This is a genomic window from Bacillus sp. UMB0728 (assembly GCF_002858875.1).
GTDB lineage: Bacteria > Bacillota > Bacilli > Bacillales > Cytobacillaceae > Bacillus_AB > Bacillus_AB infantis.
On record NZ_PKLA01000001.1, the window covers coordinates 24,713 to 45,127 of the forward strand.

Genomic DNA, 20,415 nt, shown 5'->3' on the forward strand with positions numbered 1-20,415 from the left:
CTTCTTTTTTAACTCCCTCTCTAAAAAATCCTATCAGGAGGTCCGCAAATGGACGAATTCAAGCTGAAATTTATCTCCCTCCATCACAAAAGCTCCTGGAGCAGCATTTATCATTTCCTAAAGAAAGATCCCCACATGAAAACCTCCCTGTCAGCAGCTTTCTCTGAACCCGATCGTAAACTCTTTTTCCCGACTAACAGCAGCCTGGAGACAACGATAGAGAAAATCAGACGATACGAGAAATACGGCATTCACTGCATTACAATCTTTGACCCTGAATATCCACCGCTTCTTAAGGAAATTTATCAGCCTCCCTGGGTGCTATACGCAAAAGGAGACATCAGCTTTTTGCATCTGGATCCCAAGCTTGCGGTTGTAGGATCCAGGCAGATAACAGGATACGGCAGGAGCGCAATAAAAAAAGTATTTCCGGGCTTGGTGGGAAAGGGAGTGACCATCGTAAGCGGCCTTGCAGCCGGAGTGGATGCCGAGGCGCATGAAACAGCCATTTCGCTCGGCGGCCGGACGATCGGTGTCATTGCTGGAGGCCTTAATCATATTTACCCAAAATCCAATGAACGGCTGGCAAGAAGGATGATGGAAGATCATCTTGTCATTTCTGAATATCCGCCTGATGCACGGCCTGACAGATGGCAGTTCCCAATGAGGAACAGAATCATCAGCGGGCTTTCCCAGGGGACTTTTATAATAGAAGCAAAAAGCAAGAGCGGATCGCTGATTACGGCAAATTATGCAGTCAATGAAGGCAGGGATGTGTTTGCCCTGCCAGGCAGCATATTCAGCCTGGCTTCCGCAGGCACGAATGAATTGATTCAGCAGGGCGCAAAGCTGATTGCAGATGCCAGTGAGATACTTGAAGAACTAAAATTTTAAGAAAATCCCGTTAGGCAGAACAAAGATTTTCTTAAAAAAGGCATAAAAGTATGCATTTGAATTGTATAATTCATCACAGTGCATTTTTGCTGAAAATAGTCTGAAATTAGAAAATTTATGTCAAAAAGGTTGAAATTATTTAAAATCTGTTATACATTGTGCAACAGACGCAATGTAAAGGCTGCAAAACAGGCTGTAACCGTTTGCTTGTCGAGCCGGCTATGTTTTGCTATCCATACATGATGCTATCAGAGATTTGACAACCCATAGCAGCATGGACAATAATAATGGAATATTTCACCCCCTGCCGGATTGCAGGATGAAAAATATTTAAAAATGGAATCTGCAGCTGCCGTGCTTCTGCAGACTATCAAACAAAAAATAAAATAAAATCAGCGCCGCCCGCCCGCAAATGACAGCAGGCGGCCAATCTTATCCCTCTTAAGGAGGATGTTTAATGGCAGATTATTTAGTGATCGTTGAGTCGCCTGCCAAGGCGAAGACGATTGAAAGATACTTGGGAAAAAAATATAAAGTAAGAGCATCGATGGGGCATATAAGAGATCTCCCTAAAAGCCAGATGGGCGTTGATGTGGAAAACCGCTTTGAACCAAAATACATCACGATACGCGGCAAGGGCCCTGTGTTGAAAGAACTTAAAACAGCTGCAAAGAAAGCCAAGAAAATCTATCTTGCAGCTGACCCCGATCGCGAAGGGGAAGCCATTGCCTGGCATTTGGCGCACAGCCTGGACATGGATGTCCATTCTGACTGCCGTGTGGTTTTCAATGAAATCACAAAGGATGCCATCAAAGAATCATTTAAAACTCCGCGGCCGATTAATATGGATCTTGTGGATGCCCAGCAGGCGCGCAGGATCCTGGACAGGCTCGTCGGCTATAATATAAGCCCTTTATTATGGAAGAAAGTAAAAAAAGGATTGAGCGCCGGAAGGGTGCAGTCAGTGGCAGTCCGGCTGATCATCGACCGGGAAAAGGAAATCAAGGAATTTATCCCTGAAGAATACTGGTCAATTGATGGTGAATTCCTGAAAGGAAAGTCCGTGTTCGAAGCGTCTTTCTACAGTGCGCAGGGACAGAAGACGGACTTAAAATCAGAACAGGATGTAAAAGAGATCCTCGGAATGATGAAGGGGAACAAGTTCACTGTTGCTTCCGTCTCGAAGAAGGAACGGAAACGGAATCCAGCTGCTCCCTTCACAACATCTTCCCTTCAGCAGGAGGCAGCCAGGAAATTAAACTTCAGGGCTAAGAAAACAATGATGCTTGCCCAGCAGCTGTATGAGGGAATTGATCTTGGTTCAGAAGGGACGGTCGGTCTCATCACCTATATGAGAACAGACTCGACCCGGATCTCTGAAATCGCACAGACCGAGGCGGCAGGCTATATCACAGAGTCTTATGGCAAGGACTATCTCCCTGGGGAGAAAAAGAAAGAAACCAAGAAATCCAATGCACAGGATGCGCACGAAGCCATCAGGCCGACAAGCACCCTGCGGGAGCCGGCAAGTCTTAAAGAGTTTTTATCAAGAGACCAGCTCCGTCTGTATAAACTGATATGGGAACGCTTTGTGGCAAGCCAGATGGCATCCGCAATCATGGATACAATGAGTGTGGATCTGAAGAACGGGGAAGTTGTCTTCCGGGCCACCGGCTCAAAAGTGAAGTTCCCCGGCTTTATGAAGGTTTATGTCGAAGGCAGTGATGATCAGGCTGAAGAAAAAGATAATATGCTCCCCGACCTGAAGGAAGGCGATGAGGTCCTGAAAAAGGACATTGAGCCGAAGCAGCATTTCACCCAGCCGCCGCCACGCTATACAGAGGCAAGGCTGGTAAAGACACTGGAAGAGCTCGGGATCGGAAGGCCGTCAACCTTTGCCCCGACACTGGATACAATTCAGAAACGCGGCTATGTAGCGCTTGATAATAAACGCTTCATCCCTACAGAACTTGGAGAAATAGTCCTGGAACTGATTCTCGAATTTTTCCCGGAAATATTGGATGTCGAGTTTACGGCCAAGATGGAGCAGGATCTTGATGATGTAGAAGACGGCAAAGAAAATTGGAAGAATATCATCGAAGAATTCTACAAAGATTTCGAGAAGCATCTGGACAAAGCCGAAAAAGAAATGCAGGAAGTAGAAATAAAGGATGAGCCCGCAGGAGAAGATTGTGAAAAATGCGGACATGAAATGGTTTATAAAATGGGGCGCTACGGCAAGTTTATGGCCTGCTCGAATTTCCCTGAATGCAGGAACACAAAAGCGATTGTGAAAGAAATCGGTGTGAAATGCCCGAACTGCAAAGAGGGGAATATAATAGAAAGAAAAAGTAAAAAACGCCGCATCTTCTACGGCTGCGACCGGTTCCCGGAATGCGAATTCATCTCATGGGATAAACCGCTTGCCAGACAGTGTCCGAAATGCGATAATGTCCTGGTTGAGAAAAAGCTTAAAAAGGGCGTCCAGGTTCAATGCATTGAATGTGACTATAAAGAAGAAAAGCAAGGCTAAGGGTGGGCTTTATGCTCACTCTTTTCTGTTTCGCGGGAAAATATGGCAGTGCAATGCTTGAAACTTTTTTATTTTTCATACGTATTGTACAATGCAGATTGGATATGAATGAATGCCGTCCATTTTGGGAACAAAATTAAAGATTGGACAGGCCCTTTAAAAGAGATAAGAAGTCCGGCTGGATCAATAAACCAGTTTAACTATTCATAAGTATACCTGGAGGTTCGTAAAATGAAAGAAGCAGCAATCAATGTTATCGGGGCGGGGCTTGCCGGAAGTGAAGCAGCCTGGCAGATCGCGAAAAGAGGAATAAAGGTAAATTTGTATGAAATGAGGCCTGTAAAACAGACCCCGGCCCATCATACAGATAAATTTGCCGAGCTGGTCTGCAGCAATTCTCTCCGGGCCAACAACCTGACAAACGCGGTTGGCGTACTGAAAGAGGAAATGAGGATGCTTGACTCTGTTATCATCAATTCGGCTGATGCATGTGCCGTACCGGCAGGAGGAGCACTGGCAGTCGACCGGCATGAATTCGCCGGAAAGGTAACAGAGCAGGTCAGGAACCATCCGAATGTAACCGTGATGAATGAAGAAGTGACTGAAATTCCAGAGGGGATCACTGTCATTGCAACCGGTCCTCTAACGAGTGAGTCACTGTCCAAGCAGCTGAAGGAGCTGACAGGCGAGGATCATTTATATTTTTATGATGCAGCAGCGCCTATCATTGAAAAAGACAGCATCAACATGGAAAAGGCTTACCTTAAATCAAGATATGATAAAGGGGAAGCAGCATATATCAACTGTCCGATGACAGAAGAAGAGTTTGAAACATTCTATAACGCCCTGATCAGTGCCGAGACGGTCCCATTGAAAGAATTCGAAAAAGAGATTTTCTTTGAAGGATGCATGCCGATCGAGGTGATGGCAAACAGGGGAAAGAAAACCATGCTGTTTGGGCCGATGAAGCCGGTAGGCCTGGAAGACCCGCGGACAGGCAAGCGCCCGTATGCAGTTGTCCAGCTGAGGCAGGATGATGCGGCAGGAACTCTTTATAATATAGTAGGTTTCCAAACGCATCTGAAATGGGGCCCGCAAAAGGAAGTGCTGAGGCTGATTCCGGGATTGGAAGAAGCAGAGATTGTACGCTATGGCGTCATGCACCGCAATACTTTCATCAACTCGCCGAAAGTGCTCGAGGCAACCTATCAATTCAGAAACCGTGACGGCCTGTTCTTTGCCGGGCAGATGACAGGTGTGGAAGGATATGTGGAATCGGCAGCTAGCGGCCTGATCGCAGGCATCAACGCAGCCAGGCTGGCAGAGGGCAAAGAACTTCTGGAATTCCCTCATGAAACGGCCATCGGCAGCATGGCAAGATATATCACGACAACAAACTCTAAAAACTTCCAGCCGATGAATGCCAATTTCGGACTGTTCCCTGAACTGCCGGTTAAGATCAAAGGCAAACAGGAGCGCAATGAACAGCATGCTAACAGAGCGCTGGAAACAATTCAGAACTTTGTGAAAAATATGTAAATTTTATTGCATGGGCTACTAAATTGTGATACTATTTAGTAGCTCTTGTGAGGTGAATCATTTTGAGCCCAAATGTGAACGATTCGTTACAATCATTTATTGAATATTTACAAATAGAAAGAAATTATTCACAATATACTATTGAACACTACCAGCATGATATTAAAGAGTTTTTCTTGTTCATGTCTGAACAAGCCATTCAATCAGTTAATGATGTTGAATATTTTGATGTCAGGCTTTATTTGACCAAGTTATACGAGCAAAAGCTTTCCAGGAAATCGGCAGCCCGCAAAATATCCAGCCTCAGAAGCTTTTATAAGTTTCTGGCAAGAGAGAAACTGGCAAATGACAACCCTTTTTCTGCCGTTTCGCTCCCGAAACTGGAAAAAAGGCTGCCTGAATTTTTTTATGAAGAAGAACTGAACTGCCTTTTTGAAAGCTGTGAAACAGATAGCCCCCTTGGAAAAAGGAATAAGGCTCTCCTTGAACTTCTGTATGCCACAGGCATGCGGGTCAGTGAATGCAGCCAGATCAGCCTGAAGGACATCGATATGGCTTTATCGACTGTGCTGGTGCATGGGAAAGGGCAGAAGGACAGGTATATCCCTTTCGGAAGCTTCGCACAGGATGCTTTGGAGCTATACATAACTGAAGGCAGAAAAGAACTGTTAACAGGCAGGGAAAGCCATGACAGACTATTTGTCAATTTCCGGGGCGGCCCCCTGACACCGCGGGGCATCCGGGAAATATTAAATAAAATGATCCAGAAATCTTCTTTGGAAGGCACTATTCACCCGCATATGCTTCGGCACTCCTTTGCTACGCATCTTTTATCAAATGGTGCTGATATGAGGACTGTACAGGAGCTCCTGGGGCATGCCTTCCTTTCATCCACCCAGGTATATACACATGTTACAAATGAATATTTGCGCAAGACCTATTTGAACACCCACCCGCGGGCATAAGCTCCAAAAGGAGGAATAATCAATGTCTCAATTTCATGCTACAACTATTTTTGCCGTACAGCATAACGGGAAGTGCGCCATGGCAGGGGATGGCCAGGTCACATTCGGAAATGCTGTCGTCATGAAGCATACAGCAAGAAAAGTCAGGAAATTGTTCAACGGAAAAGTGATTGCAGGCTTCGCAGGATCGGTGGCGGATGCATTCACCCTGTTCGAATTGTTTGAAAGCAGGCTTGAAGAGTATAATGGAAACCTGCAAAGGGCGGCCGTTGAGCTTGCGAAAGAGTGGAGAAGCGATAAGGTCCTGAGAAAGCTCGAAGCCATGCTTATTGTCATGAACGAATCAGATCTTCTTCTCATTTCCGGGACCGGGGAAGTGATTGAACCTGATGACGGGATATTGGCAATCGGTTCAGGCGGCAACTATGCGCTGGCTGCTGGAAGGTCCCTGAAAAAATATGCAGGGGAACACCTGACAGCAAAGGAAATCGCCAGGTCTTCGCTTGAGGTGGCAGCTGAAATCTGTGTATATACGAACGAAAATATAATAGTGGAAGAGCTGTAGAAGGCTGCTCCCCTGCAGCGGATATTCCATTTGCGGGGCAGGCGCCTGAAATTTGAGGCTGACGCCACAGGCTTGATCGTCTTGGCCGGCTAATACAAAGGAGTGCTGAATATGAGCTTAAGTACAAATTTAACACCCAGACAAATTGTTGAACGGCTTGACCAATATATCATTGGACAGAAAGATGCAAAGAAAGCAGTGGCAGTTGCTTTAAGGAACCGCTACCGCCGCGGCCTGCTCGAGGAAGCTATCCGCGATGAAATCAGCCCGAAGAATATCCTGATGATCGGACCGACCGGTGTAGGGAAGACGGAAATTGCCCGCAGGATGGCTAAGCTTGTCGGCGCTCCATTTGTAAAGGTCGAAGCCACGAAATTTACAGAAGTCGGCTATGTTGGCCGTGATGTAGAGTCAATGGTGCGTGATCTGGTGGAGACATCGGTCCGCCTAGTGAAGGAAGAAAAAATGCAAAGCGTGAAAGAAAGGGCAGAAGAGAATGCGAACCGCCGCATTGTAGATATGCTCGTCCCTTCAGGCAAAAAAGCAGCTTCCTACAAAAATCCGCTGGAAATGCTGTTTGGCGGCGGAGGCGGCCAGCAGGATCAGGAAAATGAACCAGCGGAGGATTACAGCCTTACAGAAAAACGGAAGATCGCCAGGGAAAAGCTCGCTATGGGCGAGCTTGAAAATGAATTGATCACCGTCGAGGTCGAAGAGCAGCAGCCGTCCATGTTTGATATGCTTCAAGGCTCCGGAATGGAGCAGATGGGCATGAATATGCAGGATGCGCTGAGCGGACTTATGCCAAAGAAAAGGAAGAAGCGCAAGCTGACTGTCCGGGAAGCGCGCAAAGTCCTTTCGAATGAAGAAGCACAAAAGCTTATCGATATGGATGAAGTGACCCAGGAAGCTGTCTTCAGGGCAGAGCAGAGCGGCATCATTTTCATTGACGAAATTGATAAGATCGCCAGCAAATCAAGCGGAGGATCAAATGCCGATGTATCAAGGGAAGGCGTACAGCGTGATATCCTTCCTATTGTTGAAGGCTCAACGGTCGTTACGAAATACGGCTCTGTCAAAACAGATCATGTCCTTTTCATGGCAGCAGGGGCATTCCATATCGCCAAGCCGTCTGACTTGATACCGGAACTTCAGGGGAGATTCCCGATCCGGGTAGAGCTGACAAAGCTGACAGTCGAAGATTTTTATAAAATTTTGGTTGAACCTGATAATGCACTGACAAAACAATATACTGCATTATTGGAAACAGAAGGTATACAAATTGAATTTTCTGACGATGCTATTCGTAGAATCGCTGAAGTGGCATACGAGGTTAATCAGAATACAGACAATATCGGCGCAAGAAGACTTCATACAATCCTTGAGAAACTGCTTGAGGATCTGTCTTTCGAAGCACCGGAAATTTCAATGGGCAAGGTGACCATCACCCCTCAGTATGTTGAGGAGAAACTTGGTGCCATCTCCCGCAATAAAGACCTGAGCCAGTTTATCTTATAGTTTTAACAAAAAGGTGTTAGGGTACAACAAACACATACGTACCAATGCCACTAAGGGATGAACACAGGTTATATCATTTAATAAGCAGTGTGTCACAGCCAATAGGAGGAAGAACAATGGATTTATTAACGAAAACAAGAAAAATTAATGCAATGCTGCAGAAAGCTGCCGGAAAACCGGTAAACTTCAAAGAAATGGCCGAGACGCTTAGTGAAGTGATCGAAGCGAATATCTTTGTGGTAAGCCGCCGCGGAAAGCTGCTTGGCTTTGCAGTAAACCAGCAGATCGAAAATGAGCGTATGAAAAAAATGCTTGAAGACCGTCAATTCCCTGAAGAATACACCAAGAGCCTGTTCAATATCCAGGAGACGTCTTCAAATCTTGATGTAGAAAGCGATTATACTGCATTCCCTGTTGAAAACAAGGAGCTGTTTAAGAACGGTCTGACAACGATCGTACCAATCATCGGGGGCGGAGAGCGCCTAGGTACGCTGATCCTCGCAAGGCTTCAGGAGCAGTTCCATGACGATGATCTGATTCTTGGCGAATACGGTGCAACAGTTGTCGGTATGGAAATCCTGCGTGAAAAAGCGGAGGAGATCGAGGAAGAGGCACGCAGCAAGGCTGTTGTACAAATGGCTATCAGCTCCCTTTCATACAGCGAGCTGGAAGCGATCGAGCATATCTTTGAAGAGCTTAACGGCAAAGAAGGCCTGCTTGTTGCTTCAAAAATTGCCGACAGAGTCGGAATTACGCGTTCTGTCATCGTAAACGCATTGAGAAAGCTGGAGAGCGCAGGAGTCATTGAATCGCGTTCACTCGGCATGAAGGGAACCTATATTAAAGTCCTGAACGATAAGTTCCTCGTCGAACTGGAAAAACTGAAAACAAGCTGATATATCACAAAAAACCTGTTTCTGAAGAAACAGGTTTTTTTATTTTGGTTTTAAATGATGAATTATTACGGACATTACAGGGATTTTACATAATTCGTCGTAAAAGCTTGGTAAATCATAGAAATAATATTATATCTTAATAATGATAAAAGTCGTATTTTTGCTAACATGAGAAAGATGTCAATAATGGATATAGGAAAAAGGAACTAATTGATTCGCAGCTTGAATTTTATTAATAAACCCGCATTCAGTAAGGAAAGAAAGCATGAAGCGACAAAGCTTTCTGCATAAAAAAGGATTTTGTTCGTTCCAAAGAATGAAACATCAAAATAGGACTTATGAATTATTAAATTTAACTTTAACTTCATAGACATATTATTTCAAATTCATTACAATAGTGATTAAGATTGAAAATTCGCCTATAATCATCAAATTTCAACAAGAATTAACATTTTTTCTACTTTATACTGGCAGGTGCTGAAATTGAATATTTTTTCTAATACGATATCGACACTTGAAAATTCTTTAAATCAAGCGTCCTTGAAACAGAAGGTTGTAGCGCAGAATATTGCGAATGCAGACACCCCGAATTATAAAGCAAAGGATGTAAGCTTTAAATCTGTTCTTCAGTCAGAAATGGCCATAGGCGGGATAGAGGCGAAACGGACGGATGTCCGCCATTACAGCTTTGCTGCTGAGGGCAGCGGGCAGTCCGGAGTCATTATCAATAAAAATACGGACTTTAATCATAATGGCAATAATGTGGATATGGATAAAGAAATGTCAGAGCTGGCAGAGAACCAAATCTACTATAATGCCCTGGTTGAAAGGATCAGCGGGAAATTCACCAGTCTTCAGAATGTGATAAGAGGTGGAAGATAATCATGAGCATGTTTCATAGCATGAACACAACATCCTCTGCCCTGACAGCGCAAAGGCTGAGGATGGATGTCATTTCGTCAAATATGGCAAACGTTGATTCAACAAGGGGCAAGCTTGTCAATGGCGAGTGGCAGCCTTATACAAGGAAAGAAGTTGTGATGCAGCCGCAGGAAAAAAACTTTTCTTCATTCCTGAATACAGCTATGAATGCAGGAAGTGCAGGCAGCGGCGTGCGTGTATCGGAAATCAGGGAAGATCAGACACCGTTCAAGCTTGTTTATGACCCGAGTCATCCTGATGCAAATGAAGCAGGATACGTACAGATGCCGAATGTGGATCCCCTCAGGGAAATGGTAGACCTGATAAGCGCAACACGTTCTTACGAGGCAAACGTCACAGTCTTCAATGCTTCTAAAAGCATGATGATGAAAGCCTTGGAGATAGGAAAGTAAAGGAGACTCTATGATGAATAATATTTCTTTTTCGCCTGTTTCAAGCATCATGCAGCCGGCAAAGATCACAGGAACGGCTGCCGGAAGCGCGGCAGAAGGACATAAAAGCTTTGCTTCCATGCTTAAGCAATCGATTGATAATGTAAACAGCTCCCAACTGCAATCTGATGTTATGACAGAAAAGCTTGCCCGGGGCGAAGATATCGGCCTCCACGAAGTGATGATTGCGTCACAAAAAGCCAGCATTACCATGCAGGCTGCGCTTGAAGTCAGGAATAAAGTGATAGAGGCATATCAGGAAACCATGAGAATGCAGGTTTAATAGATTGCTGATTTAAGATTATGATGTTTAGCGGTTATTAGCTGCGGCTTGCTAGACAGGATAACCGGGGGATTGTGATGAAAGAAAAGCTTCAAAAATTTTTCAACCCATTAAAAGAATTTTGGCAGAGCCGGACTAAGAAGCAGAAGGGGCTAATGGCTGGCTCTCTTATTTTGCTCATATTGATTGCTTCGGCTGCCGTACTCCTGGCAGGGAGGACAACGATGGTTCCTTTATACAGCAATCTGTCACCTTCTGAAACAGGGGCAATAAAGGAAAGCCTGGACGGAAGAGGAATTGCTTCCGAAATAGCCGATGGAGGCTCAACCATCATGGTCCCGGAGGAAGTAGTGGATACGTTGAAGGTAGAGCTTGCCGCTGAAGGCATCCCGAAATCAGGCAGCATTGATTATTCGTTTTTCAGCCAGAATGCCGGAATAGGAATGACTGAAAATGAATTTAACGTTCTGAAGCTGGGCGCTATGCAGACAGAGCTGTCCAATCTGATAAAAGGGATAGAAGGTGTCAATGATGCCAAAGTCATGATCAATCTTCCTGAAAAGGGAATTTTTATAAATGACCAGACAGAAGAAGCATCTGCGAGCATCGTTTTGAACACAAAGCCGGGGTATCAGTTCGAAACGGAGCAGATCAAATCCCTGTATCATCTGATTTCAAAAAGTGTTCCTAATCTGCCTACAGATAATATCGTCGTAACAAACCAATTCTTTGAGTATTTTGATTTGGAAAACAGCAATGATACTTCAGGCAAAACAATCACGGCCCAGCTCGATGTAAAAAAACAGATCGAGAGAGATGTCCAGCGCCAGGTCCAAAGCATGCTCAGTACGCTGATGGGCCCGGAAAAAGTAGTGGTTTCCGTTTCTGCTGATATAGACTTTACCCAGGAAAACAGGGAAGAAAACCTGGTTACGCCTGTAGATGAAGAAAATATGGAAGGCATTGCGATCAGCGCCAAGAAAATCACTGAAACCTTTACTGGAAGCGCGGAAGAAGCGGGCGGTATTGCAGGCACCGGTGATAACGAGATTACTAATTATCCTGGAGCAGCTGAAGGCTCAAATGGCGATTACGAGCGGATAGAAGAAACGATCAATAATGAAGTCAATAAAATCCGGAAAGAGATTGTAGAAAGCCCTTATAAGGTAAGAGATCTCGGCATTCAGGTAATGGTAGAACCGCCGACAGCTGACGATCCGACTTCCCTTCCGCAGGAGCGGGTCGATGATATTACTCAGATTCTCAGCACCATTGTCAGGACCACAATCGATAAGAAAGCTGCCGGTGCAGATCTTACAGATGAAGATATTGCTGACAAAGTGGTTGTATCTGTTCAGCAGTTCCAGGGCAAAACCGAATTCCCTGAAGAAAGTGCTGCTGTTATTCCTTGGTGGGTATACGCCATTGGCGGTGTTCTGGTTGCGATCATTCTTCTGCTGGTGTTCCTGTTTATCAGGGCGAGGAGAAAGAGCCAGGAAGAGCAGGCAGAACTGGAAGAACAGGTTGAACCTGTCACCATCAAAGATGTGAACGAAGAACAGGAAACAGAAAGCAGCCTGAGAAGGAAGCAGCTTGAAAAGATGGCAAAAGAAAAACCGGAGGACTTTGCGAAGCTTCTGCGGTCATGGATTGCAGAAGACTAGGAGGGTTTTTAATTGGCAAAAAAAGAATTGAAAGAATTAACGGGCAAGCAAAAAGCAGCCATACTGCTGATCTCACTTGGACCGGATGTTGCCGCTTCGGTGTACAAGCATTTAAGTGAAGAAGAAGTAGAAAAGCTGACGCTTGAGATTTCAGGGGTCAGAAAGGTCGAGTCCCATTCCAAGGAGGAAATTCTTGAAGAATTCCATAATATTGCCCTCGCGCAGGATTATATCTCCCAGGGAGGCATCGGCTACGCAAAAACGGTCCTGGAAAAAGCGTTAGGAGAGGAGCAGGCAGCCCTGATCATTAACAGGCTGACTTCATCCCTTCAGGTGCGGCCATTTGATTTTGCCAGGAAGGCAGATCCGGCGCAAATACTTAATTTCATCCAAAATGAGCATCCCCAGACAATATCGCTGATTCTTTCCTATCTGGATCCTCCTCAGGCAGGGCAGATATTGTCTGAGCTGCCGCAGGAGATGCAGGCGGATATTGCCAGAAGAATAGCGGTTATGGACAGCACATCGCCTGAGATCATCAATGAAGTTGAGCAGATTCTCGAACGGAAGCTTTCTGCAACAGTCACTCAGGATTATACGCAAACTGGCGGTATTGAAGCGGTTGTCGATGTTCTTAACGGAGTCGACAGAACAACAGAACGGACAATCCTGGACGCCCTTGAGATCCAGGATCCTGAACTCGCAGAGGAAATCAAGAAGAGGATGTTTGTGTTCGAGGATATTGTCACCCTTGACAGCCGTGCAATCCAGCGGGTGATCAGGGACTGTGAAAGCGAAGACCTGATGCTTTCATTGAAGGTCTCCAGTGATGATGTCAAAGACATTGTCTTCAAAAACATGTCTACCCGGATGGTTGAAACCTTCAAGGAGGAAATGGAATATATGGGCCCTGTCAGGCTGAGGGATGTAGAGGAAGCCCAGTCAAGGATCGTAGCCATTATCCGCCGCCTTGAAGAAGCCGGGGAAATCGTCGTAGCGCGCGGCGGAGGGGATGATATTATTGTCTAGGCTTATCAAGTCGCATTGGGCCCAGCCTTCAGAGCAGCAGAAAAAAGTCATATCCATTAAGCTGCTGAATCAGGATTTGCCAGCCGCCGAGCTGCAGGAAGAAGCGCCATTTAATCAGCAGCTTCTTATAGATGAGGCCCGCAGAGAAGCAGAGTCCATCATTCAGCAGGCGAATGAAGAAGCCCGGCAGCTCCTGGAGCATATAGAACAGGAGCGGGTTCGATTCGAGCAGGAGAAAGAAGAGGCAAGAGAGTCAGCGAGGCATGACGGATTCCAGGAAGGCCTGACAGAAGGAAGGCAATCGGGCCTTATGGAGTTCAGTGAAACGATAGGGTTTGCAAAAGAAATTGTTGAATCATCCAAAGCTGACTACCAGAATACGATTGAGTCTTCGGAAGGGACGATCCTTGATATTGGCATCAAAGTGGCTGAAAGAATTCTCAGCAGTGTGCTTGAAGAAGACAGCAGCAGATTCCTGCCGGTTGTCAAAAGAGCCCTCAAGGAATCGCGGGAATACCGGGAGGTCCAGCTCCATGTCCATCCCGGCCGCTACAGTTTCCTGCTTGAGCATAAGGATGAGCTGCTGGCCATCTATCCAAGGGAAACTAATCTTTATATCTATCCTGACGAAGAGCTGGAAGAGTGCAGCTGCGTCATTGAATCTCCCGGCGGAAGGATAAATGCCGGTGTTGACAGCCAGCTTGAAGAAATGAAAAGGAAGCTGATTGAACTGCTGGAGAGTGAAAATAATTGAAGGCTGCAGATCTGATTAGTGAGATAGGGCAGATTGATACGTACAAACGCTACGGTAAAGTGAAAAAAGTAGTGGGCCTGATGATTGAGTCACAGGGTCCTGAAAGCTCCATCGGAGATGTTTGCATCATCCATGTGGGTTCAGGGAAAAAGCGGAAGATCATGGCTGAGGTTGTAGGCTTTAAAGAGGAAAATGTCATTTTGATGCCATATACAGCTATCAGTGAGATAGCCCCGGGGAGCCTGGTGGAAGCGACTTTAAAGCCTCTGGAAATCAAAATCGGAACGTCCCTTATTGGCGAGGTAATAGATGCGCTCGGGCACCCGCTTGACGGAAAAGCATTGCCCAAGGGGCTGGCTTCTGTACCGACTGAGCAGGACCCCCCAAACCCGATGAACCGCCCGCCGATTTCCGCACCGGTGGAGGTCGGGGTAAGGGCGATCGACAGTCTCCTGACAGTCGGCTACGGCCAGCGGGTTGGCATATTTGCAGGCAGCGGCGTCGGAAAGAGTACGCTGCTGGGAATGGTCGCCAGAAATACAAAGGCTGACCTGAATGTGATAGCGCTCATCGGAGAGCGAGGCAGGGAAGTCAGGGAATTCATCGAGAATGATCTTGGCGAAGAGGGCCTCAAGAGGTCGATCGTCATTGCAGCCACTTCTGACCAGCCTGCACTGATGAGGATAAAGGGTGCTTATACAGCCACCGCAATCGCTGAATATTTTCGTGATAAAGGCTTGAATGTTGTATTGATGATGGACTCGGTGACAAGGGTTGCCATGGCGCAAAGGGAAGTAGGCCTTGCGATAGGGGAGCCGCCGACCACGAAAGGCTATACACCGTCTGTATTCGCGGTGCTGCCAAAGCTGCTTGAACGTACAGGGACGAACCATAAGGGATCGATTACAGCTTTTTACACGGTGCTGGTGGACGGCGACGATATGAATGAGCCGATAGCTGATACTGTCAGGGGAATACTTGATGGGCACTTCGTCCTTGACCGGGCCCTGGCCAATAAAGGGCAGTACCCGGCTATCAATGTATTAAAAAGCGTCAGCAGGGTGATGAACAATATCGTACCGCATGAGCATAAAAAAAGCGCAGAATTGCTGCGCGAAAGGCTGAGCACTTATATAAACTCCGAAGATCTTATCAATATTGGAGCATATAAAAAAGGGACATCAAGGGAGATTGACCAGGCTGTCCGCCTCTATCCGGAAATCATCTCATTTTTAAAACAGGGAACAGAAGAAAAAGTAACGATGCAGGACAGCATACAGCACCTGCTCCGTTTAATGGAAACAGGTGAATAATTCATGCAATATCAATACAGATTTGAAAAGGTAATGTCGATACGGGAAAGGGAAAAGGACGAAGCCCTGGACAGCTATAACCAATCTGTCCGAAGGTTTGAAGAAGCGGCAGGAAAGCTTTATGAGCTCCTTAAGAAGAAGGAAGATCTGGAGGAGTTCCAGTTCTCCAAGCTTGCCAGCGGATTGCCGGTCCAGGAAATCAGGCATTATCAGCATTTTATCCACAGCCTTGAAAAAACGATCGAACACTACCAGCAGGTTGTATTCAATGCGAGAAATCAGATGAATTATTATCAGGATAAATTAACGGAAAAAAATATAGAAGTAAAAAAATACGAAAAGATGAAAGAGAAAGATATTGTCCGTTTTGCGGAATCTATGAAGCTGGAAGAAAACAGGCAAATGGATGATATCTCGATTCAGCTGTATGCCAATCGGGGAAGCCAGGTGGGCCAATGAATAAAACGGCAGAAGAGACAGAAAAAAAATACAGCAAGTTTCAAATGTTTTTTATATTGGTTGTGATTCCTCTCCTTTTTGCGATTGCAGTTACATTGATTGTATTAACTGTCAATGGGACCAACGTATTTGAAGCAGGCAGGGAACTGGGCAGCAAAATCCCTGTTATCTCGGAGATGATCGATAAGGAACAGTCAGCTGCTGATAAAGAAGCTGATCAGAGGATCGTCGAGCTTGGAGCAGCTATTGAAGACAGGGAAGCACAGATTGAGCGGCTGGAGTCCCAGCTGGAATCGAAAGACAGCGAGATTGAGGAAAATGAGCTGGAAAAACAGCAGCTGCAGAATCAGATAGACGAACTCCTGGCCATACAAGAGGAAAACAAGCGTGCGTTCAAGGATATTGTAAAAACCTATGAAACGATGTCAGCCAAAAATGCTGCGCCCATCCTTGCACAGATGAATGATGATGAGGCCCTTCAGATCCTCTCGAATGTAAAGCCTGACACGCTGGCGGGCATCATGGAAAAAATGCTGCCGGAAGATGCTGCAAAGTTCACAGAGCTTTTGACAAATGAAAGCAGCCGGTCAGCTTCAGAATGACTCAGCGTGATATGAAAGGGGGTGAAAAGAATGCAGCTAACAGGTTTGGGGGCAATCGTTAGTGCAGGTCCGGCCGCTGCAAATGCGGGAAAAACTGAGGCGGGCCAGGGATTCACGGCTATGATGGCAATGCTTTTGGCAGGCCAGGGAGAAATCCAGCAGGAGTCCAGCGGGAAACCCCGTGAAGTTGATCAGGAGGCTCTCATGTCACTGGCTGAATTCATGTCTGCTGATTCCCTGCTTGATCTGGAGGGCGGACATCAGCTGCTCGACCAGCTTTTGAGCGGTAAAGATACCGGTCTGCTTGAACAGATTCAGAGCTATCTTGGATTGTCTGACGAAAGGATGGAAGAAATACTCGATCAATTGCAAGCTTTGCTCACAGATAGGGTGGAGTCAATACCAGAGGATGTAAAACCTCTCCAAACGGGAGACTCTGGTACTTCTAAGACAGAAGAAGCAAATTTTGCTTCGCCTTTTGAGTTAACGGACAGTGATGAACAAGTTCAAATTTTGGAAAGCATGTTGAACATCCTTGCTCAATTGACGACACTTCCTGAAAACAAAGCATCCGGAACAATTTCAAAAGAATTTATGGATGCAGCCAAAATTGTAAAGTTATACGACCTTCTTCAAAAAAATGCCGACTTTGCTGGAGAACAGCCGCTCTCCAAAGGAGCAAGGCAATTGCTTGAAAAACTTGACGCTTTTATCATGTCAGCGGCAAGCAAAGAAAAACTCCAATATTTGCAGAAAACTTTTACCCAGCTTTCAAATGATTTAAACCTGGGCCAGCAAAAAAGCAATGAAGGAAAATATCAATTGCCAGATGGCGGAAAAACCATCTCCAGGCTGGATGCTGGTGCACCTTCGTTCACCCTGATGCCGCAGATGACGAAAGTTGAGCATCTGACACTGATGCAGCCTAACCAGGGGAAAATGGTCTCAACTGAGCAGCTCATCGAACAATTTGAATCTATCCTGGCAAAAAGCCAGCTCACAAAAACAGGCGGAGTACAGCGGATGTTTTTGCGTCTTAATCCCGAAAATCTAGGCTCGCTGCGGATTGAATTGATTCAAAAGGATTCCCAGCTTACAGCCAGGATTCTGACATCAACAGGTGCAGCTAAGGAAATGCTTGATTCCCAGGTGAATGGACTTAAACAGGCACTCCACTCACAGAATATCCAGGTTGAACGCATTGAAATTTCACAGCAGCTGAGCCAGCAGGAGAAAATGCCGCAGCGTGATGCCCAGCAACAGCAGCAGGGGCAAAATCAGCCAGACAGGCAAAAACAGCAGGCTGGAAGAGATGAAGAATCAGCCGGTGAATCTTTTGAAGAAATTCTATTAAATACAGAAGCATAGGTGGTAGCATGGCAAATACAATTGATTCGTCTTTAATGCTTTCAAGCTATAAAAAGGAAGAACGGAAAACCGGGTCAGATATTTTGGGCAAAGATGATTTCTTAAAGATATTGATGGTTCAGCTGCAAAACCAGGATCCTTCAAATCCCTTGCAGGATAAAGATTTTATTGCCCAGATGGCAACATTCTCATCTCTGGAGCAGATGACAAACATGAACACAAGCATACAAAAACTCGTCCAAATGCAGGAACAGGATTCTCTGATTGCCTATAGTGAATTTGCCGGCAAGGAAATCAAATGGCATAAAGTCGCAGAATCAGATGATCCAAATGCACAGCCTTCGATCGAGGAAGGAACAGGAAGAGTTTCCTCCATCCAGTTCAAGAACGGCAATGCTGTTTTTATCCTGGAAGATGGGACAGAACTGGGACCAGCCAATATTTCCGAAGTCAGGGGAGGATCCCAGGATAACAGCCTCATGCAGGCGAGCATGCTGATTGGAAGAATGATAACCTTTGTTGGGGAAGATGGGGCTGAGCAAAAGGATTTTGTTAAATCTGTCAGCCTTAAAGGCGGAACTACGCTCTTCCAGCTGGGCAATGGTACAGCTGTGAATTCATCGCAAATTACCGAAATCGAATAGGATAGGAAGTGATTGGATGGGCAAGCAAGTGTATCTTCCAATTCAATCGCAATTAAATCCGGCAGTTCCAAGAAAGCCGCAGGCACACAGAAATACACATCTTGCTTCTTTTTCAGATCATCTGCAGAATGCCATTAATATTCCGGCAAAGCTGAATATCAGCAGGCATGCCAGTGAAAGGCTGCAGCAGAGGGATATACATATCACTGCTGACCGCTGGGATCAGGTTGAAACAAAGGTGGCAGAAGCAAAGGGAATGGGAATCGCAGAGTCACTTGTCCTGCTGCCGGAAGCCGCCTTAATAGTAAGCGTCCGGAATAACACGGTGATCACGGCGATGGAACGGAAGGAAGCAAACAGCCAGATTTTTACGAATATTGACGGAACGATACTGATGGATTAACACTAAATGGGCCGGACCTCATTGAGGAAGCCACGTCTGCCGACTGACTGAAGCAGACTTAACATGAAAGGAGCAGATAAAATGCTGCGTTCAATGTACTCAGGAATTAGCGGAATGAAAAACTTCCAGACAAAGTTAGATGTAATCGGCAATAATATTGCCAATGTAAATACCTTTGGATATAAAAAGGGACGGGTTACTTTTAAGGATATGGTGAGCCAGACTGTTTCGGGGGCAACTGGATCTGGGGACAACCTAGGCGGGATGAATCCGAAACAGGTTGGATTGGGCTCTCAGCTTTCTGCTATCGACACAATTGATACTCAAGGAAGCCTTCAGACTACAGGTAGGGTGCTTGATTTGGGAATTCAGGGAGATGGTTATTTCCAAGTTGAAAAAGGGGGAAATACCTACTATACGAGAGCCGGGAATTTTTATTTTGACAATGACGGTTTTATGGTAACAGCTTCGGGAGAATTTCTATTAAATGCTGCTGGCGATGAGCGAATAAAAATTGATAACATTGGTACAGTTGAAAACTTAAGCATTGGCGCAGACGGGACAATTTCTTACGTAGGCGGAACCCCACCTACTCAACCTTTGCAAATTGGAATAGTAAGATTTACAAACAATGGCGGTCTTGAAAAAGTTGGAAATAACCTTTATCGTGATACTGAAAATTCAGGACCACCAAGCAATGAAGGTGGTACCGATGCGAAGCCCGGAGACAACGGTGCCGGAACAATCGTATCAGGTTCCCTCGAAATGTCCAATGTAGACCTTTCTGAGGAATTCACTGAAATGATCGTGGCTCAGCGCGGATTCCAGGCGAATACCCGCATCATCACAACTTCCGACGAGATCCTGCAGGAACTGGTAAACTTAAAACGTTAAGCTGAGGAGGGACAGGGCTGGAGGCTTCCTTCGGTCCTGGCGCTTACAATGATTACTGTTACAAGGCTGAATGGAAAGACATTTACAATTAATGCTGTTTATATTGAAACGGTCGAATCTTTTCCCGACACGACCATTACACTGGCCAATGGAAGAAAGTATGTGGTGAAGGATGATGAGGACACGGTGAAAAGGAAGATTATCGGGTTCTATCAGTCTATCGGATTGCTTGGGCACAAACAGCTGGAGGGAATGGAAAATGAAGAATAATAAACTCTTAATGATCATGCTGTTTTTGCTCATAGCTATCACTCTGGTTGGTGCGGTGGCATTGGTCGTTGTTATGAAATATACAGACGGTGCAGAGGAGAAAGAGCCTTCAATTGAAGAAGTGCTGGAAGCATCTGTGGACATTAACCAGATCACAACGAATTTGGCCAGCGATGATTTTATCCGCATCTCCTTCAAGGTTGAGACTGACAGCAAAAAAGCGAAGGAAGAGCTTGAGAAGAGAGATTTCCAGGTCAAGAATATTATCATCCAGGAGCTTTCAGAAAAGAAGGCGGAAGACCTGCAGGGCAAAGAAGGCAAAATCAGCCTGCAGGAGGACCTTAAATCAAAAATCAACAGCCTGATGCAAAACGGAAAAGTAGAGAGTGTCTATATCACTGAGTCTCTCCTCCAATAATCCGGATTTTCCTCGGCAGATTACGAAGATG

The 20,415-nt window shown here is 45.7% G+C and carries 22 protein-coding genes; all 22 read left to right on the plus strand.

Annotation, left to right across the window (positions count from 1 at the left end; all coding sequences use genetic code 11):
- The first annotated feature begins 48 nt into the window (after positions 1-48).
- The 22 genes from dprA to fliL all read left to right on the plus strand — a co-directional run bounded on the left by dprA (position 49) and on the right by fliL (position 20,384).
- Entirely contained in the window at positions 49-894 is an 846-nt protein-coding gene (gene dprA, locus CYJ37_RS00125; protein WP_101547485.1) for a DNA-processing protein DprA, read from the plus strand.
- A gap of 457 nt (positions 895-1,351) precedes the next feature.
- Positions 1,352-3,427: a type I DNA topoisomerase gene (gene topA, locus CYJ37_RS00130; RefSeq protein WP_009795914.1), complete on the plus strand. Its 2,076-nt coding sequence runs from the start codon at positions 1,352-1,354 to the stop codon at positions 3,425-3,427.
- Between the two features lie 231 nt (positions 3,428-3,658).
- Complete coding sequence (gene trmFO / locus CYJ37_RS00135) at positions 3,659-4,966, plus strand: FADH(2)-oxidizing methylenetetrahydrofolate--tRNA-(uracil(54)-C(5))-methyltransferase TrmFO (protein ID WP_009795913.1); 1,308 nt, start codon at positions 3,659-3,661, stop codon at positions 4,964-4,966.
- A gap of 62 nt (positions 4,967-5,028) precedes the next feature.
- Positions 5,029-5,931, plus strand: a complete 903-nt coding sequence (gene xerC, locus CYJ37_RS00140; protein ID WP_101547486.1) for a tyrosine recombinase XerC — start codon at positions 5,029-5,031, stop codon at positions 5,929-5,931.
- Between the two features lie 22 nt (positions 5,932-5,953).
- Entirely contained in the window at positions 5,954-6,496 is a 543-nt protein-coding gene (hslV, locus tag CYJ37_RS00145; RefSeq protein WP_009795911.1) for an ATP-dependent protease subunit HslV, read from the plus strand.
- A gap of 111 nt (positions 6,497-6,607) precedes the next feature.
- On the plus strand, positions 6,608-8,014 hold the full coding sequence (hslU, locus tag CYJ37_RS00150; protein WP_009795910.1) for an HslU--HslV peptidase ATPase subunit: 1,407 nt from the start codon (positions 6,608-6,610) through the stop codon (positions 8,012-8,014).
- Positions 8,015-8,130: 116 nt separating this feature from the next.
- A complete protein-coding gene (gene codY, locus CYJ37_RS00155) occupies positions 8,131-8,910 on the plus strand; it encodes a GTP-sensing pleiotropic transcriptional regulator CodY (protein WP_009795909.1) in 780 nt (259 codons plus the stop codon).
- A gap of 483 nt (positions 8,911-9,393) precedes the next feature.
- Positions 9,394-9,792, plus strand: a complete 399-nt coding sequence (gene flgB, locus CYJ37_RS00160) for a flagellar basal body rod protein FlgB (protein ID WP_022543712.1) — start codon at positions 9,394-9,396, stop codon at positions 9,790-9,792.
- 2 nt (positions 9,793-9,794) lie between these two features.
- Positions 9,795-10,244, plus strand: coding sequence for a flagellar basal body rod protein FlgC (flgC, locus tag CYJ37_RS00165; protein WP_009795906.1), 450 nt, complete (start codon positions 9,795-9,797; stop codon positions 10,242-10,244).
- Between the two features lie 10 nt (positions 10,245-10,254).
- Positions 10,255-10,566 (plus strand): flagellar hook-basal body complex protein FliE, encoded by a 312-nt coding sequence (fliE, locus tag CYJ37_RS00170; RefSeq protein ID WP_009795905.1) that lies wholly within the window; start codon positions 10,255-10,257, stop codon positions 10,564-10,566.
- Between the two features lie 77 nt (positions 10,567-10,643).
- Positions 10,644-12,230: a flagellar basal-body MS-ring/collar protein FliF gene (gene fliF / locus CYJ37_RS00175; protein WP_101547487.1), complete on the plus strand. Its 1,587-nt coding sequence runs from the start codon at positions 10,644-10,646 to the stop codon at positions 12,228-12,230.
- A 12-nt stretch (positions 12,231-12,242) separates the two neighbouring features.
- Positions 12,243-13,259, plus strand: coding sequence for a flagellar motor switch protein FliG (gene fliG / locus CYJ37_RS00180; RefSeq protein ID WP_009795903.1), 1,017 nt, complete (start codon positions 12,243-12,245; stop codon positions 13,257-13,259).
- Complete coding sequence (gene fliH, locus CYJ37_RS00185) at positions 13,243-14,013, plus strand: flagellar assembly protein FliH (RefSeq protein WP_101547488.1); 771 nt, start codon at positions 13,243-13,245, stop codon at positions 14,011-14,013. The genes fliG and fliH overlap by 17 nt, the downstream gene beginning before the upstream one ends.
- Entirely contained in the window at positions 14,010-15,326 is a 1,317-nt protein-coding gene (fliI, locus tag CYJ37_RS00190) for a flagellar protein export ATPase FliI (protein ID WP_009795901.1), read from the plus strand. Before fliH ends, fliI begins: the two co-directional genes overlap by 4 nt.
- A gap of 3 nt (positions 15,327-15,329) precedes the next feature.
- The gene (gene fliJ / locus CYJ37_RS00195; protein ID WP_009795900.1) at positions 15,330-15,785 is read left to right on the plus strand and encodes a flagellar export protein FliJ; all 456 of its coding nucleotides are present in this window, start codon (positions 15,330-15,332) and stop codon (positions 15,783-15,785) included.
- Positions 15,782-16,387 (plus strand): MotE family protein, encoded by a 606-nt coding sequence (locus CYJ37_RS00200; RefSeq protein WP_101547489.1) that lies wholly within the window; start codon positions 15,782-15,784, stop codon positions 16,385-16,387. The genes fliJ and CYJ37_RS00200 overlap by 4 nt, the downstream gene beginning before the upstream one ends.
- A 30-nt stretch (positions 16,388-16,417) precedes the next feature.
- The gene (locus CYJ37_RS00205) at positions 16,418-17,755 is read left to right on the plus strand and encodes a flagellar hook-length control protein FliK (protein WP_101547490.1); all 1,338 of its coding nucleotides are present in this window, start codon (positions 16,418-16,420) and stop codon (positions 17,753-17,755) included.
- A gap of 8 nt (positions 17,756-17,763) precedes the next feature.
- Positions 17,764-18,399, plus strand: a complete 636-nt coding sequence (gene flgD, locus CYJ37_RS00210) for a flagellar hook assembly protein FlgD (RefSeq protein ID WP_101547491.1) — start codon at positions 17,764-17,766, stop codon at positions 18,397-18,399.
- A 16-nt stretch (positions 18,400-18,415) separates the two neighbouring features.
- A complete protein-coding gene (locus CYJ37_RS00215) occupies positions 18,416-18,802 on the plus strand; it encodes a TIGR02530 family flagellar biosynthesis protein (protein WP_009795896.1) in 387 nt (128 codons plus the stop codon).
- Positions 18,803-18,883: 81 nt separating this feature from the next.
- Positions 18,884-19,696 carry a flagellar basal body rod protein FlgG gene (gene flgG, locus CYJ37_RS00220; protein ID WP_101548374.1) on the plus strand — a complete coding sequence of 271 codons (813 nt, stop codon included), beginning with the start codon at positions 18,884-18,886 and terminating at the stop codon, positions 19,694-19,696.
- Between the two features lie 48 nt (positions 19,697-19,744).
- Positions 19,745-19,966 (plus strand): flagellar FlbD family protein, encoded by a 222-nt coding sequence (locus CYJ37_RS00225; protein ID WP_101547492.1) that lies wholly within the window; start codon positions 19,745-19,747, stop codon positions 19,964-19,966.
- Positions 19,956-20,384 (plus strand): flagellar basal body-associated protein FliL, encoded by a 429-nt coding sequence (gene fliL, locus CYJ37_RS00230; RefSeq protein WP_009795893.1) that lies wholly within the window; start codon positions 19,956-19,958, stop codon positions 20,382-20,384. The genes CYJ37_RS00225 and fliL overlap by 11 nt, the downstream gene beginning before the upstream one ends.
- Positions 20,385-20,415: the final 31 nt, after the last annotated feature.